This window comes from Delftia sp. UME58, assembly GCF_014170385.1.
GTDB classification, from domain to species: domain Bacteria; phylum Pseudomonadota; class Gammaproteobacteria; order Burkholderiales; family Burkholderiaceae_C; genus Comamonas; species Comamonas acidovorans.
The window spans coordinates 187,623-203,361 of sequence record NZ_LZZV01000011.1 but is presented as its reverse complement, the minus strand read 5'-3'; the positions used below and the strand labels follow the sequence as shown (position 1 = coordinate 203,361).

Sequence of the window (15,739 nt, the reverse complement as noted above, 5' to 3'; positions counted from 1 at the left end):
CCCCTCCCCCGTGAAGCGGGTAGAGAGGGGGAAGGCGCGAAGCGACTCAGGGGGTGCTTCATTGTCAGTGGGTGCGGCTCACGACCATGTCGGCCAGTGCCGCCAGGGCCCGCGTGTCCGGCAGGCCGCTGCGCGCCAGCGCCGCGTGCGCCAGGGCGCACAGCTCGTCGGCATGGGCGCGGGCCTGGTCCAGGCCCAGCAGCGAGACGTAGGTCGGCTTGTCGTTGGCCGCGTCCTTGCCGGCCGTCTTGCCCAGGGTGGCCGAGTCGGCCACCACGTCGAGGATGTCATCCACCACCTGGAAGGCCACGCCCAGCGCCTGCCCGTAGTCGGACAGCGCCTGCCAGGCCTGGGCATCCACGCCCTCCTTGCAGGCCGCTCCCATGAGCACGCTGGCATGCAGCAGGGCGCCGGTCTTGAGGCGGTGCATCTCGCGCAGTTGGGCCTCGCTCAGTTGCAGGCCCACGCTGGCCAGGTCGATGGCCTGGCCACCGGCCATGCCCTGCGCGCCTGCGGCACGGCCCAGCAGCCGGCACAGCCGCGCCTGCAGGGCGTCCGGCATGCTGCCGGCCTGATCGGGCTCGGGAACGAGCAGCTCGAAGGCCAGCGCCTGCAGCGCATCGCCAGCCAGCAGGGCCGAGGCTTCGCCGAACTGCACATGCACCGTGGGCTTGCCACGGCGCAGCACGTCGTTGTCCATGCAGGGCATGTCATCGTGCACCAGCGAATAGGCATGGATCAGCTCCACCGCGCAGCCGGCGCGCACGGCGGCGGACTGCAGGCCATCGACGGCCTCGGCGGCGGCCCAGACCAGCAGCGGGCGCAGGCGCTTGCCGCCATCGAGCACGGCGTAGCGCATGGCCTCGCCCAGGCCCGCGGGCGCATCCACGCCCACCCATTGCGACAGTGCGCTTTCGGTGCGCGCAAGGCGATCGGTCATCCAGCAGGGAAAATCCAGCGCGCCGGGGACGGTCGGCTGGGAAACATCGGAAGCGCAAGTCATCACGGCACTCATGGCAATCTTCAATCCTGGCTCCATGGGGCCAGCGTCCCCTCGTCAAGCACCTTGACCTGTTCCTGCACCGCGTCGAGCTGGCCGCGGCAATAGCCGAGCAACTGCGCCGCGCGCTGGTAGCCTGTCAGCATCTGCTCCAGAGGCAGCTGGCCCGACTCGATCTGCGCGATGAGCTGCTCCAGCTCCTGCAGCGCGGATTCGTAACTGGTGGGCTCGGCAAGAGCCTTGGGAGCAGCCTTGGGCATGGTGCGATGGCGGTGCGTTGTAGGGAACCGACGATTCTAGGCGCCCCTCCATGACCGTGCCGCCAATAACCGGACAGCCCTTGACGGGCGGCATCCGGCGCGCGCAATACACGTACCGGGCATCCGGAAATAACCCCACGGGCTATAATCCCATTCCCCGTCAAACCGGCCCCTTGCCTGGGCATACGGTCGGGCTCATCGACAAGACACAGCGCCTCGGGCGCCGCTTCTTTTCACGTCGTGAAGCCTGCCTCCATGTCCAGGAACGGCCGGTTTCGCTTTTTCCAATCCCGTGCGCACGCGCACCCTCCCTGTGGGGAGTCTTTAGGTCAGGTCACCCATGTCTGATTTAAGTCTTCAACTGCAGCAGGCCGCAAGCCAACTACCAGTTTCCAGTTACTTCGACCCTGCGTTGTTCCAGCGCGAGTTGGAGACCATCTTTCAACGCGGCCCACGCTACGTGGGCCATCAACTGGCCGTTCCCGAGATAGGCGACTACTACGCCCTGCCCCAGGAAAAGGAAGGCCGTGCGCTGGTGCGCAATACCCGGGGGCAGGTGGAGTTGATCTCCAACGTCTGCCGCCACCGCCAGGCCGTGATGCTCAAGGGCCGGGGCAACCTGATGACCGAAGGCAAGGGCCACGCGGGGGGCAACATCGTCTGCCCGCTGCACCGCTGGACCTACAGCACCAGCGGCGAGCTGCTGGGCGCACCGCACTTCAGCCACGATCCCTGCCTGAACCTGAACAACTACCGGCTGCGCGAGTGGAACGGCCTGCTGTTCGAGGACAACGGCCGCGACATCGAGTCCGACCTGGCCGGCATGAAGCTGCGCGAGCAGCTGAGCTTCGAGGGCTTCGTGCTCGACCATGTCGAGATGCACGAGTGCAACTACAACTGGAAGACCTTCATCGAGGTCTACCTCGAGGACTACCACGTGGGCCCCTTCCACCCGGGCCTGGGCAACTTCGTGACCTGCGATGACCTGCAGTGGGAGTTTGCCAAGGAGTACTCGGTACAGACCGTGGGCGTGGCGCCCGGCTTTGCCCAGCCCGGCTCGGACACCTACAGGAAGTGGCACGACGTGCTGCTGGCCTACCGCAACGGCGAGCTGCCCGATCGCGGCGCGATCTGGCTGACCTACTACCCGCACATCATGGTGGAGTGGTATCCGCACGTGCTCACGGTCTCGACCCTGCACCCGCTGGCGGTGGACCGGACGCTGAACGTGGTCGAGTTCTACTACCCCGAAGAGATCGCGGCCTTCGAGCCCGAATTCGTGCAGGCGCAAAAGGCCGCCTACATGGAGACCTGCATCGAGGACGACGAGATCGGCGAGCGCATGGACGCCGGCCGCAGGGCGCTGTACGAGCGCGGCGACAACGAGGTCGGCCCCTACCAGAGCCCCATGGAAGACGGCATGCAGCACTTCCATGAGTGGTATCGCGGCGTGATGGGTGACGCAGTGCCCCGGCGCTGACCCCCCGCGACTCCCGCACTCCATGCAAACGGCCCGCCTGCGAAGCGGGCCGTTTGCATTGTGCGATGCGCCGGCAGCACGGCCCCTCGGGAAACAAGTGGCCTGTCGTGCCCGATGGGTGGGGCTGGCGGCGGCAATTCATTCCGAGGCGACTCCAATGTCTTGGCGGATGCAATACAGTTCCCTGGCCCATGTCCCCGCCACGGCCCCGAGCCGCCTGCGGCGAGGACGGCATGCGCCCAACCAACCCCCTTTTCTGTCCAGCGCCGCCGTCTTGCGCGGCACTATCCGATCATTAATATGCAAGCCCTGTGGATGGTGGCGGCCGCGTTCGTTTTCGCGGTCATGAGTGTGTGTGTGAAGTTCGCCTCCCAGGATTTCAATGCGGCGGAAATCGTCTTCTACCGGGGGCTGGTGAGCATGGTGGCGCTGTGGTGGCTGGCACGCCACCAGGGCATCTCGCTGGCCACGCGCTATCCGCGCGAGCATGCCTGGCGCAGCTTCGTGGGCGTGACCTCCATGGGCGCCTGGTTCTACTCCATCGGCCATCTGCCGCTGGCCACGGCGGCCACGTTCAACTCCATGAGCAGCATCTGGATGGCGGTCTTTCTGATCGGCCAGGGCCTGCTGCTGCGCCACCAGCTGCGCCGCGAGCCCGAATCGCATGCGCTGCGCGCGCTGCCGCCGTTTCCGTGGAGCCTGGTCGGCACCGTGGCCCTGGGTTTCGTGGGCGTGGTGCTGGTGCTGCGCCCCAGCGCGGCGCCACAGGAGTTCGTGGCCAGCGCGGGCGGCCTGGTCGGCGGGGTGTTCGCCGCCATGGCCTATATGCAGGTCGCCACGCTGTCGCGCATGGGCGAGCCCGAGGCGCGCGTGGTCTTCTATTTCGCGCTGGGCTCGGCCGTGGCCGGCGCCCTGGCCATGTGCTTCACGGGCGTGTCCGCCTGGCCGGGCTGGCGCGCGCTGTGGCTGCTGCCCGTGGGCGTGCTGGCCGCCGTGGCCCAGGTCTGCATGACGGCGGCCTACGCCTCGGCCGGCAACAGCCGCAACACTCTGGTCGTGGCCAACCTGCAGTATTCGGGCATCGTCTTCGCGGCCCTGCTGAGCCTGGCGATGTTCGGCGAAAGCGTGCCGCTGATCGGCTGGGCCGGCATTGCCCTGATCGTGGCCAGCGGCGCCCTGGCCACGGCCCTGCGTTCGCGCGGCTGACGCTGCCAGCCTGCCCGGGGCCGTCGCATAATGGATCGGATCTTTTGCCGCAGGCACCCCGCCGCCTGCACAGGCCTTCGGAGTTCCGCATCCATGACTTCCAACACCACCTACCAGACCCACCAGACCCTGATCTCCGTCCAGGAGCTGGCCGCGCTGCAGGCCGGTGGCCGTCCGCTGATGGTCTTCGACTGCAGCTTCGACCTGGCCCAGCCTGCGGCCGGCAAGGCCCAGTACCTGCAGGCCCATGTTCCAGGCGCCGTCTTCGCCGACCTGGACCATGACCTCAGCGCCAAGCATGGCGTGCCCGGCGCCCATGGCAGCGTGGCGGCCAGCGAGCAGGCCGCCTCGGGCGGCCGCCATCCGCTGCCCAACCGCGAACGCTTTGCCGTGTGGCTGTCCAGCATCGGTTTTTCCAACGACATGCAGGCCGTGGTCTATGACCGCAACGGCGCCAACTACTGCGGGCGCCTGTGGTGGATGCTGCAATGGGCCGGCCATGGCGATGTGGCCGTGCTCGACGGAGGCCTCCAGGCCTGGCAGGCCGCAGGCCAGCCCGTGGCATCGGGCGAGGAAAGCGCGCGCTTCCAGTCCAACTTCGAGCTGCGCGAGCCGCTGCAGCAACTGGCAACGGCGCAGCAGGTGCTCGATGCACTGGGCAACGCCGGCCAGACCGTGCTCGATGCACGCGCCCCGGCCCGCTACCGCGGGGAGGTCGAGCCGCTGGACCCGGTGGCCGGCCATATCCCGGGCGCGCTCAACCGGCCCTTCACCGAGAACATCGCCGCCGACGGCCGCTTCAAGCCCGCGGCCCTGCTGCGCGCGGAGTTCGACCAGCTGCTGGCAGGCCGCGATCCGGCCAGCGTGGTGCACCAGTGCGGCAGCGGCGTGAGCGCGCTGCCCAACCTGCTGGCCATGCGCATTGCGGGGCTGCCGCCTGCAAGGCTGTTCGCGGGCAGCTGGAGCGAGTGGTGCAGTGACCCGAAGAGGCCGGTGGAGCGCGGCTAATTCGGCTTATGCCTCCCCTTGGGAGGCTGCACAATGACAGCACTGTGTCAAAAGACCGACATACAACACAGTTGCCGCAACAGCGTCCCGGCAAGCGCCGTTCGGCAGAAGCCGGTGAAACCCAAGTCATCCAAACCTTGCTACAGATGTAAGGTAAATCTTACAAACGCCGTCTCACAACCAGACATCCGGCGCAGACCTGCCCCGACTTCAACGGCGAAGGGCCCTCCTCCACAATCCATCTCAACAGATCGCAACAGGTTGAACATCTTGTTTCTTCCCGGGCGTTGCGGCTGCCGAGATGCAAAGGATGGTCCTATGAACAATGAACAGCTGCTTGCCGAAATCCGCGAAGCCAACCTCACTTACCTGATGCTGGCCCAGACCCTGATCCGCCAGGACAAGGCCGAAGCGGTGTTCCGCCTGGGACTGAACGAAGAATCGTGCGACCTGCTGGCCGCACTGTCGGCAGCCCAGGTGCTGAAGCTGGCCTCGCGCAACACCTTGCTCGCCAGCTTCCGGGTGGACGACGAAATGGTCTGGAGCTTGCTGACCAACCACAGCAGCAACAAGATCGGCAACGGTGCGACCAATACGCTGCATGCCAACATCCTGATGGCCAGCCGCGTCTCCGAAGTCCTCTGATCCGCCTGAAGAACTCTGGAGCCCGCCATGTCCACCACCGCCAAAAGTGTCCTGAACGAGTCCAAGCAGATCGAGCGTGCCGCCATGCTCATCGAGATGGGTGCACGCATGCAGGTGCTCGAATCCGAGACCACGCTGTCCTACGAGCGCCTGATCCGCCTGTACAAGGAGATCGCCGGCAAGTCGCCTTCCAAGGGCCAGCTGCCGTTCTCGACCGACTGGTTCCTGACCTGGCAGGAGAACATCCACAGTTCGCTGTTCCTGAACATCTACGAATACCTGTCCAAGGGCGCCGAGCTGGACGCCGTTGAACAACTGACCAAGGCCTACCGTCTCTATACCGAGCAGATCCAGGCCGCCGAGCTGGAGGCGCTGCTGTCCTTCACCCGCGCATGGCGCCTGGTGAAGTTCGTCGACGCGCAGATGCTGACCCGCACCCAGTGCACGGTGTGCAAGGGCCAGTTCGTGACCGAGCCCTACGAGAACGAGCGCCACTACCAGTGCGGCCTGTGCAATCCGCCCGCACGCGCCGGCAAGAGCAAGAGCGCCGGCTCGCTGATGCTGCACTGATGATCCGCGCTGCGCATCGCGCCCGCGATGCCGCCACAGGAATCCAGGAATCTAGACCGTCCCGCCGCCTGCCCTGGCGGCGCAGTCCCTGGCGAACTGCGGCAGTTTCTCGCCCGGCAGGGCGCGGCTGAAGTACCAGCCCTGCACCAGCAGCTCGCCCTCGAAGCCCAGGGCCTGCAACTGCGCCTCGGTCTCCACGCCTTCGGCCACCACGTTCAGCTGCAGCGCCTCGCAAAAGCGCAGCAGGCCGTCCAGCACCAGCTCGCCCTTGGCATGGCCGCTGGCCACGACGAAGCTGCGGTCGATCTTGATGGCATCCACGTCGAACTGGTGCAGGTAGCTCATGGACGAGAAGCCGGTGCCGAAGTCGTCGATGGACACCTTGGCGCCCAGCGCATGGATCTGCCCTATGGCGCGGCGGATCGCCTCCACGTCGCCCACCATTTCTTCCTCCGTGATCTCCACGCCGACCTGCCCCCTGGCCTGGGCCAGCAGCAGCATCAGGCGCGAGCAGTACTCGGGCGAGGTCAACGTGGCACCCGACACATTGATGCTGATCGGCATGGCAAAGCCCTCCTGGCGCCAGTGCCGGCTCTGGCGCACGGCTGCGCCCGCCACCCACAGGTCCACCTCGCGCATCAGCCCCGCATCGGCCAGCCAGCGCAGGAAACTGCCGGGCTGCTGCAAGCGGCCCTGCGCGTCCCGCGCGCGCAGCAGGGCCTCGCAGCCCAGGCACAGGCCGCTGCGGTGCGAGACCTGGGGCTGGAATTCCAGGTGGAACTCGTACTCGCTGATGCGCCGGATATGCGCCAGCATGGTCTCGCGCCGGGCCTGCGCCTGGTGCGCCTGCACCAGCGGATCGCGCGCGATCAGGCCGGCCTCTTCGGGCAGGCGCGAGAACGTGGTGTCCAGCGCGTGCAGCACGATGGGACCATCGTCCTGGCCCAGCCGGTCGATGGCCCGCACGTAGGGCGCATAGATCAGCGCGCCCAGGGCCGTCAATGCCAGCTGCAGCACCACGGCCGCCATGTCCCCGCCCGTGCTCACATAGGCATTGAAGACCACGGGCGCGGTCAGCGGCAGCACCATGGAGGCCGGTGCCACCCAGCCGGCCTGCACCACCGTGACGGCCACGACCAGGTTGATGGCGGGTACCGCGAGAAACGGCACGAGCAGGCGCAGGTTCAGGATGATCGGCAGCCCGAACAGCAGGATCTCGTTGACGTTGAGCAAGGAGATGGGCAGCGCCGCCAGCGCCAGCACGCGCAGGCCCCGCCCCCGGCAAAACAGCAGCACGGCCAGCGCCAGCGACAGCGTTGCACCGGAGCCTCCGATGAAGACGAAGGAGCCCATCAGCCCGCCGCTGAGCGCCCACGGCGCCTGCAGCCCCTGCGCCATCGCGGCGGCATTGGCCACCACCGCCTGGTCCAGCACCTGGAAGAAGGGCTGCATGGCGTAGTACCCCTGGACGCCGAAGAACCAGAACACGGAATTGAGCAGTGCCAGCGTCAGCCCGCTGCGGTAGGGGTTTTCGGGGCCCGCGATGGCCAGCGGCAGTTCGGCCTGCGAGATATCCGGCAGCACCAGGTGCAGGCCCAGCAGCAGCAGCACGAGCAGCACGGCGACAAGGGCGCCGGGAACGACGAGGTTCATGACCTCGCGCACGTTCTCGCTCACGAAGCCGGTGCGCGCGATGCGCGTCCAGCGCAGCCGGCTCAGGCGCGCCATCAGGGGCACGGTGATCAGGGGGGAGGCGATGGAGATGAACAGCACCAGGGTGGCCGCAGCGCGCGGATGCTCGCGCAACAGGAAGATGGCCATCTGCACATGGGCAAAGCACAGAAAGGTCACCGGCAGGCGCGGCAGCCGGTGGCGTATGGAGAGCATGTAGCCGATGGACGCGGCCACCAGCAGCGGCAGGATGCTGCCGATCTCCGCGTGCAGGCCCGCCAGCACCCGCACCACGGATTCAGGCTGGCCGGACATCTGCGCCAGCGCCGACAGGATGAGGAACAGGGCCGAGACCAGCAGGCATGGAACCAGCCAGAGCAGGCCCTCGCGAATGGCCCGCATGGAGTTGGCGCCGGCCAGCCTGGCCAGGCGCTGCGTCAGGAACAGTTGCACGTCCGGAAAGCCGGCCCGTGGCGTCTTGTTGCCCATGGCTCCCACCCTTTTGTTCCCGGCAGAAGTCAGGCGCTCCTGTCCGGGGCACATCGTACAACGCCGGCCGCAAGGGGGCTGTCACGCCCCCTGCGCGCGGGATCAGCCCGTGTTGCGCACCCCGGCCGCGATGCCGTTGATGGACAGGTGGATGCCGGTCTTGATGCGCTCGTCGGTCTGGCCTGCGCGCCAGCGGCGCACCAGTTCCACTTGCAGATGGTGCAGCGGATCGATGTAGGGGAAGCGATGGCGTATGGAGCGCGCCAGCGCTTCGTTGTGGGCCAGGCGCTGCTTGTCGCCCGTGATGCGCGCCAGCGCATCGACGGTGCTGTGCCACTCGGCCTCGATGGCGCTGAAGATACGGCGGCGCAGGCGCGCGTCCGGGACCAGGTCGGCATAGCGCGAGGCCAGGTTCAGGTCGCTCTTGGCCAGCACCATGTCCATGTTGGACAGCAGGGTGCGGAAGAACGGCCACTGGCGGTACATCTTCTGCAGCAGGGCCAGCTGGGCCTTGCCATCCTTGCCCGGCTGGTCGATGAAGGCCTTGACCGCCGCGCCGAAGCCGTACCAGCCCGGCAGCGTGAGCCGGCACTGGCCCCAGCTGAAGCCCCAGGGAATGGCGCGCAGGTCCTCGATCTTCTGCGAGGGCTTGCGCGAGGCCGGGCGCGATCCGATGTTCAGCTCGGCGATCTCGCGGATGGGCGTGCTGCTGAAGAAGTAGCTGGTGAAGCCGGGGGTCTCGTACACCAGGGCGCGGTAGGCACCCATGCTGGCCTCGGACAGGAAGGCCGCCGCATCCAGGAAGGCGCGCGTGGCCGGCTTGGTCGGCTGCAGCAGCGTCGCCTCCAGCGTGGCGGCCACCAGGGTCTCCAGGTTGCGCCGGCCGATCTCGGGGTTGGCGTACTTGGAGGCGATGACCTCGCCCTGCTCGGTGAGGCGGATCTGGCCGCGCACCGTGCCCGGGGGCTGGGCCAGGATGGCCTGGTAGCTGGGGCCGCCGCCCCGGCCCACGGTGCCGCCGCGGCCATGGAACATGCGCAGGCTGATGCCATGGCTGTCGGCCAGCTCGTCGAACAGCTCGACCAGCGAGATCTCGGCGCGGTACAGCTCCCAGTTGCTGGTGAAGATGCCGCCATCCTTGTTGCTGTCGCTGTAGCCCAGCATGATGTCCTGCTCGCCGCCGCTACGCTGCACCATGGCCGCCACGCCCGGCAGCTGGAAGTAGCGGCGCATGATGGGCGAGGCGCTGCGCAGGTCGCCAATGGTCTCGAACAGCGGCACGACGATCACATCGCAGATGGCGCCGTCGTCCAGCGTGCCGCGCAGCAGCCCGGCCTCCTTTTGCAGCAGCAGCACTTCCAGCAGGTCGCTGACCGATTCGGTGTGGCTGATGATGCAGTGGCGTATGGCCTCGGCCCCCAGGGCGGCGCGCAGGCGGCGCGCGGTCTCGAAGATGGCCAGTTCGCCGCGCGCATGCTCGGAATAGTCGGCGCCCACCACGCGCAGCGGCCGCGCCTCTTCCAGCAGGCGCACCAGCAGGGCGCACTTGGCGTCTTCCTGCAGGCCCGAGTAGTCGGGCTCCAGGCGCGCGGCAGCCAGCAGCTCGGCCACCACTTCCTCATGCTTGTCCGAGCTTTGGCGCAGGTCCACCGTGGCCAGGTGGAAACCGAAGACCTGCACGGCCCGCATCAGCGGGCGCAGGCGCTGGGGCGCCAGCACCTCGCCGTGGTTGCGGCTCAGGGAATCATCGATGACGCGCAGGTCGGCCAGGAACTCCTCGGGCGAGGCATAGGCGTTCTGCGGCGCCACGGCATGGCGCGCGGCCTCGCCGCCCGTCAGGCCCTTGAGCGTGGCCGCCAGGCGTGCGTAGATGCCGGTGAGCGCGCGGCGATAGGGCTCGTCGGAGCGGTGCTCGTTGGTGTCGGGCGAGCGCTCTGCCAGGGCCTGCATCTCGGGCGAGACATCGGTCAGGCGCTGGGACAGCGACAGCTCGCCGCCCAGGTAGTGCACCTCGCGAAGATAGTGGCGCAGGGCCACGTCGGCCTGGCGCGACAGCGCCAGCTCCAGGCTCTGGGCCGTGACATTGGGGTTGCCGTCACGGTCGCCGCCGATCCAGTGGCCCATGCGCAGGAAGCTGTGCACGGGAAGGGTGTTGCCCAGCTCCTGCTCCAGTTGCGCATACAGCTTGGGGATCTCGCGCAGAAAGGTGGCTTCGTAGTAGGACAGCGCGTTTTCGATCTCGTCGGCCACGGTGAGCTTGGAGTAGCGCAGCAGGCGTGTCTGCCACAGCTGGCTGACACGGGCGCGCAGCTGGGCCTCGTTGCGCTCCAGTTCGCGCGGGGTGAGCGCGTCCTTGGCGCTGTTGTACAGCTGGGCGCGGGCCACGATGTCCTCGCGCGCGGCCAGCAGTTGGGAGATGTCGCGCTCGGCCACCAGAATGCTCTGGCGCTGCACTTCCGTGGGGTGGGCCGTGAGCACGGGCGCCACATAGCTCCTGGCCAGCGTCTGCGCCACGGTGCCGGCCGAGATGCCGGCCCAGCGCAGGCGCGCCAGCGCCACTTCGATGCTGCCTTCCTGGGTGTTGCCCGCGCGCTCGTGCACGGCGCGGCGGCGGATGTGGTGGCGGTCCTCGGCCAGGTTGGCCAGATGGCTGAAATAGGTGAAGGCGCGGATCACGCTCACCGTCTGGTCCGTCGTCAGGCCCTTGAGCAGGCGCTTGAGCGCGCGGTCGGCGGTCTCGTCGGCATCGCGGCGGAAGGTCACCGACAGCTGGCGCACCTGCTCGATCAGCTCGAAGGCCGCCACGCCTTCCTGCTCGCGGATCACATCGCCCAGGATGCGCCCCAGCAGGCGTATGTCCTCGATCAGCGGCAAATCCTTGTCCGTCTTGCGGGCAGGCTTGTCATCACGCCTGTCATCTCGCGCATTGCTCTTGCGGGGGGCGGTGGCCATCAACGAATCTCCTGGAATCGGTCAGCGTATCGGTTTGCTTGGGCTTCGGTCCTGGTGCCGGTTTACTGCGGCGCAGCATGCTAGCATCCCGCGCTCCCCCCGAGGCTCCTGATGAACACCAAACCACTTCTCCCCCACTCCATCGTGATCGCCACGCGCGAGAGCCAGCTGGCACTGTGGCAGGCCGAGCATGTCCAGGCGCTGCTGCGCGCCCGGGGGCATGAAGTGGAATTGCTGGGCATGACCACCAAGGGCGACCAGATCCTGGACCGCACGCTGTCCAAGGTCGGCGGCAAGGGCCTGTTCGTCAAGGAGCTGGAGGTGGCGCTGGAAGAAGGACGCGCCCACATCGCCGTGCACTCGCTCAAGGACGTGCCCATGGAGCTGCCCGAAGGCTTTGTGCTGGCCTGCGTGATGGAGCGCGAAGACCCGCGCGACGCCTTTGTCTCCAATCGCTACGCCACGCTGGCCGAGCTGCCGCAGGGCGCCGTCGTCGGCACATCGAGCCTGCGCCGCCAGGCACTGCTGCAGGCCCTGCGCCCCGACCTGAAGATAGAGCCGCTGCGCGGCAACGTGAACACCCGCCTGCGCAAGCTGGACGAAGGCCACTACGACGCCATCGTGCTGGCCGCCGCAGGCCTGATGCGCCTGGGCCTGGCCGACCGCATCCGCGCCAGGTTCGAGCCCACCGGCATGCTGCCGGCCGCCGGCCAGGGCGCGCTGGGCATCGAGGTGCGCGCCGACCGCCAGGACCTGATCGACGCGCTGGCCCCGCTGGCACACCAGACCACCTGGCTGACCGTGACCGCCGAGCGCGCCGTCAGCCGCTGCATGGGCGGCAGCTGCTCCATGCCGCTGGCGGCGCACGGCACATTCGACGGCCAGCAACTGCGCCTGGACGCGGCCTGGGGAGACCCGGAAGGCCGGCTGCCGCTGGTGCAGGTGCACGCCGACGCCACCGTCACCGACTTCGCCAGCGCCGACGCGCTGGGCCAGCACGTGGCTGCGCTGCTGCAGGCGGCGGGCGCCCAACCGGCCCCCAAGCTCTAGACGGCACGCCCACATGCCACCGCGCATACTCGTCACCCGCCCGGCCCATGACGCAGCCGCGTGGGTGGATGCGCTGCAGGCCCGGGGCCTGCCGGCCCAGCCGCTGGCGCTGATGGCCATAGGCCCCTGTCGCGATGCGGCCACGCAACAGGCCTTGCAGGCCGCCCGCAACGCGCTGCGCGAAGGCCCAGGCTACCGCGCCGTGATGTTCGTCAGCGGCAATGCCGTCCAGCACTTCTTCGGCACCGACCCCGCACAGCTTCCGGCCTCCACCCGCGCCTGGACGCCCGGCCCCGGCACGGCCCAGGCGCTGCTGGCCCTGGGCATTGCGCCAGCACAGATCGACGGCCCGCCCCCGGACGCCGCCCAGTTCGAATCCGAAACGCTATGGCAGCGCGTGCATGGGCAGATCCATGCGGGCGACCGCGTGCTCATCGTGCGCGGCGACAGCCAGGCAGGAGCGCCCAGGACCGTGCCGGCCACGGCAGGCGCCGGCCGCGAGTGGCTGGCCGCCCGGCTGCGCGAGGCAGGTGCCCAGGTCGAAATGCTGGCCGTCTACCAGCGCGAACTGCCTGCCTGGGATGCAGCCCAGACCGCACTGGCACGCCTGGCGGCCGAAGATGGCTCGCTCTGGCTGCTCAGCAGCGCCGAATCCGTTGCCAACCTGCAACAGCTCCTGCCGGGCCAATCGTGGCAAAAGGCGCGAGCGCTTGCTACGCACGAGCGAATCGCCGCCCAGGCCAGACAACTGGGATTCGGATATGTCAAGCAATGTCGGCCGGCTCTGGAGGACGTGGTTGCGTCGATAGAATCGACGCCATGAGTTCCGACGCAGCGCAAGACCGCCCCACCCCGCAGGACCTGACGCCCCCAGCCTCCGCCGCAGCATTCGCTGCCGGCTCCGCCCAAAGCAGCCCCGCTGCAGACCTGCGCAGCGGCTCCTCTGCCCTGGTCCTGGGCGTGGGCGCCGTGGCCGTGGCGGCGCTCATTGCCTGCGGCATGCTCTGGCAGCGCCTGGGCAATATCCAGGAACAATTGGCCCGCCAGTCCGCGCAGTCCGGCTCCCAGTCGGTCGAGGCCCGCACCCTGGCGCGCGACGCCCAGGACCTGGCCCGCGACAGCGCGGCGCGCACCTCGGTCATGGAAGCGCGCATTGCCGAGCTGTCGCTGCAGCGCACCCAGCTCGACGAACTCCTGCAAAGCATGTCGCGCTCGCGCGACGAGAACCTGGTGGTGGACATAGATTCCTCCATCCGCCTGGCCCAGCAGCAGGCCGAGCTGTCCGGCAGCCTGCAGCCGCTGGTGGCCACGCTCAAGAACGCCCGCCAGCGCATAGAGCGCGCTGCCCAGCCCCGGCTGGCTCCCGTGATGCGGGCGCTGGACCGCGACCTGGAGCGACTGGCCCGCATGAGCGTGACCGACACGGCCGGCCTGCTCACGCGCATCGAGGACCTGGTGCGCCTGGTCGACGAGATGCCCCTGCTCAATGCCGTGGCCCAGCCGCGCGCCAGCCGCCATCGCGGCGTGGCCGGCCAGGCGGCGCGCCAGCCAGAGCCAGCCCCCATCGAGGGCAGCCCCACCGAGTGGAGATGGTGGCAGTCCTGGGGCGAGCGTGGCTGGACGGCCGTGCGCGAGGAGGCCCAGGACCTGCTGCGCGTCAGCCGCATCGACCATCCGGACGCCATCTTGCTGGCGCCCGAGCAGGCCTATTTCCTGCGCGAGAACCTCAAGCTCAAGCTGCTGAACTCGCGCCTGGCCTTGCTGTCGCGCCAGTGGGATGCGGCGCGTGCCGACCTGGCTGCCTCGGGCATGGCCGTGAACAAGTACTTCGATCCCGCCGCGCGGCGCACCCAGATCGTGCAGGCCCAGCTGCAGCAGATCCAGGCCAATCTGCGCACCACCGAACAGCCGGCGCTGCAGGAAACCCTGGCGGCGCTGGCAACAGCCGCCGCAGGCCGCTGAGCAGCCGGGAGACAGACGAATGCGCGCTGCACTGTGGTTGATCGGTTTGTTCGGCATGGCCGTGGCGGCCGCCTTGTTCGCGGGCTCCAACCAGGGCACGGTGACCCTTTTCTGGGCGCCCTACCGGCTGGACCTGTCCCTGAACCTGGCCATTGCCATCATCGTGCTGGCCTTCGTGCTGCTCTATGCAGCGCTGCGCGCACTGGCCGCGCTGCTGCAGATGCCGCACCAGGCGCGGCGCTGGCGCAGCCAGCAAAAAGAGCGCGCCATGCACCACAGCCTGCTGGAAGCCCTGTCGCACCAGCAGGCCGGCCGCTTCCTGCGCGCGCGCAAGTCGGCACTGGCAGCGCTGGCGATGGAGGAGTCCCTGGCCGAGGCCCATGCCGCCGTGCCACACGGCACGCGGCTGCGTGCGGCCGCCCACATGGTGGCCGCCGATGCCTCCCACGCCCTGCAGGACAGCCCGCAGCGCGACCACCACTGGCGCGAGGTCCTGGCCAATGCACCGGCCCAGGGCAATGCCCAGGAGCAGGAAATGCGCGAAGGCGCCCAGATGCGCGCCGCGCGCTGGGCCCTGGACGACCGCGATGCCCCCGACGCGCTGCGCCGCCTGGCCGAACTGCCCCTGGGTGCGGCACGCCGCACGATTGCGCTGCGCATCCGCCTGAAGGCCTCGCGCCTGGCAGGCCAGACATCGACGGCACTGGACACGGCGCGCCTGCTGGCCAAGCACCGCGCCTTCTCGCCAGCGGCCGCCGCCAGCGTGGTGCGCGGCCTGGTGCTGGAGAGCATCAACGAGGCACGCGACACCACGCAGCTGCAGCACTTCTGGCTGTCGCTGGACGGTGAGGAACGTGCCATGCCCGAGATCGCGCTGCCGGCCGCATCGCGCCTCATGGCCCTGGGCGGCGAGGCCGCGCAGGCCCGCGCCTGGCTGCTGCCCGTGTGGGAACGCCTGCTGTCCCATGCCGGCCCGCGCAGCGAATCGCATCTGCCGCGCCTGGTCCAGGTGCTGGAGCCCTGCCTGGACGGCCTGGACGGCACCTGGCTGGCACGCATCGAGGCAGCCACCAACAGCCATCCGCGCGAACCCCGCCTGCAGTACCTGGCCGGCATGGCCTGCGTGCAGCGCCAGCTCTGGGGCAAGGCCCAGCAACTGCTGCTGCGCGCTGCGCCCCATCTGCAGGAAAGCGCACTGCGCACCCGTGCCTGGCAGCGCCTGGCCCTGATGGCCGAGCACCGGGGCGATGCCGACGCAGCCGCAGCCGCCTGGAAGCAGGCGGCGCAGGCCGTGGTCATGCTGCCCGCCGATCCCGCCCGGCCCTGAACTCCCGCAGCCCGCGCGTAGTGCGGGTACTGCGGATACTGCGGGTACTGCGGGTGCCACGGATGCTGCGGCCTTCATCTTTTTTGAATAGAGCCGTCAATACCGCTGAACTCTTTTGG

Annotated in this window: 13 protein-coding genes; 9 read left to right on the top strand and 4 right to left on the bottom strand. The window is 68.7% G+C overall.

The features are described 5' to 3' along the window. Positions 1 to 64: 64 nt before the first annotated feature. Together A9976_RS02910 and xseB are read right to left on the bottom strand one after the other, a co-directional pair. Positions 65 to 1,015: a polyprenyl synthetase family protein gene (locus A9976_RS02910; protein ID WP_183017732.1), complete on the bottom strand. Its 951-nt coding sequence runs from the start codon at positions 1,013 to 1,015 to the stop codon at positions 65 to 67. Positions 1,016 to 1,023: 8 nt separating this feature from the next. Further along, on the bottom strand, positions 1,024 to 1,260 hold the full coding sequence (xseB, locus tag A9976_RS02905) for an exodeoxyribonuclease VII small subunit (RefSeq protein ID WP_012204163.1): 237 nt from the start codon (positions 1,258 to 1,260) through the stop codon (positions 1,024 to 1,026). 340 nt (positions 1,261 to 1,600) lie between these two features. Between xseB and A9976_RS02900 the strand changes: the two genes are divergently transcribed. The 5 genes from A9976_RS02900 (at position 1,601) to flhC (ending at position 6,169) form a co-directional block, all read left to right on the top strand. After that, positions 1,601 to 2,740 (top strand): aromatic ring-hydroxylating dioxygenase subunit alpha, encoded by a 1,140-nt coding sequence (locus A9976_RS02900; protein WP_183017731.1) that lies wholly within the window; start codon positions 1,601 to 1,603, stop codon positions 2,738 to 2,740. Between the two features lie 300 nt (positions 2,741 to 3,040). Further along, positions 3,041 to 3,946, top strand: coding sequence for a DMT family transporter (locus tag A9976_RS02895; RefSeq protein WP_183017730.1), 906 nt, complete (start codon positions 3,041 to 3,043; stop codon positions 3,944 to 3,946). Between the two features lie 93 nt (positions 3,947 to 4,039). Further along, entirely contained in the window at positions 4,040 to 4,954 is a 915-nt protein-coding gene (locus A9976_RS02890; protein ID WP_183017729.1) for a sulfurtransferase, read from the top strand. Between the two features lie 318 nt (positions 4,955 to 5,272). Further along, positions 5,273 to 5,599: a flagellar transcriptional regulator FlhD gene (flhD, locus tag A9976_RS02885; RefSeq protein ID WP_012204159.1), complete on the top strand. Its 327-nt coding sequence runs from the start codon at positions 5,273 to 5,275 to the stop codon at positions 5,597 to 5,599. A gap of 27 nt (positions 5,600 to 5,626) precedes the next feature. Further along, a complete protein-coding gene (gene flhC, locus A9976_RS02880) occupies positions 5,627 to 6,169 on the top strand; it encodes a flagellar transcriptional regulator FlhC (protein ID WP_183017728.1) in 543 nt (180 codons plus the stop codon). Between the two features lie 51 nt (positions 6,170 to 6,220). On the opposite strand, the gene A9976_RS02875 is transcribed toward flhC, so the two are convergent. Further along, on the bottom strand, positions 6,221 to 8,329 hold the full coding sequence (locus A9976_RS02875) for an EAL domain-containing protein (RefSeq protein WP_183017727.1): 2,109 nt from the start codon (positions 8,327 to 8,329) through the stop codon (positions 6,221 to 6,223). A 102-nt stretch (positions 8,330 to 8,431) separates the two neighbouring features. Further along, positions 8,432 to 11,281, bottom strand: a complete 2,850-nt coding sequence (gene ppc / locus A9976_RS02870; protein ID WP_183017726.1) for a phosphoenolpyruvate carboxylase — start codon at positions 11,279 to 11,281, stop codon at positions 8,432 to 8,434. Positions 11,282 to 11,392: 111 nt separating this feature from the next. On the opposite strand from ppc, the gene hemC reads away from it, so the two are divergent. The 4 genes from hemC to A9976_RS02850 are packed head-to-tail and all read left to right on the top strand — an operon-like array spanning position 11,393 to position 15,620. Next, positions 11,393 to 12,331 (top strand): hydroxymethylbilane synthase, encoded by a 939-nt coding sequence (hemC, locus tag A9976_RS02865; protein WP_013803628.1) that lies wholly within the window; start codon positions 11,393 to 11,395, stop codon positions 12,329 to 12,331. Positions 12,332 to 12,344: 13 nt separating this feature from the next. Next, complete coding sequence (locus A9976_RS02860) at positions 12,345 to 13,154, top strand: uroporphyrinogen-III synthase (RefSeq protein ID WP_183017725.1); 810 nt, start codon at positions 12,345 to 12,347, stop codon at positions 13,152 to 13,154. Next, positions 13,151 to 14,293, top strand: a complete 1,143-nt coding sequence (locus A9976_RS02855; protein WP_183017724.1) for a uroporphyrinogen-III C-methyltransferase — start codon at positions 13,151 to 13,153, stop codon at positions 14,291 to 14,293. Before A9976_RS02860 ends, A9976_RS02855 begins: the two co-directional genes overlap by 4 nt. A gap of 19 nt (positions 14,294 to 14,312) precedes the next feature. Continuing rightward, the gene (locus tag A9976_RS02850; protein WP_183017723.1) at positions 14,313 to 15,620 is read left to right on the top strand and encodes a heme biosynthesis HemY N-terminal domain-containing protein; all 1,308 of its coding nucleotides are present in this window, start codon (positions 14,313 to 14,315) and stop codon (positions 15,618 to 15,620) included. Positions 15,621 to 15,739 lie beyond the last annotated feature (119 nt).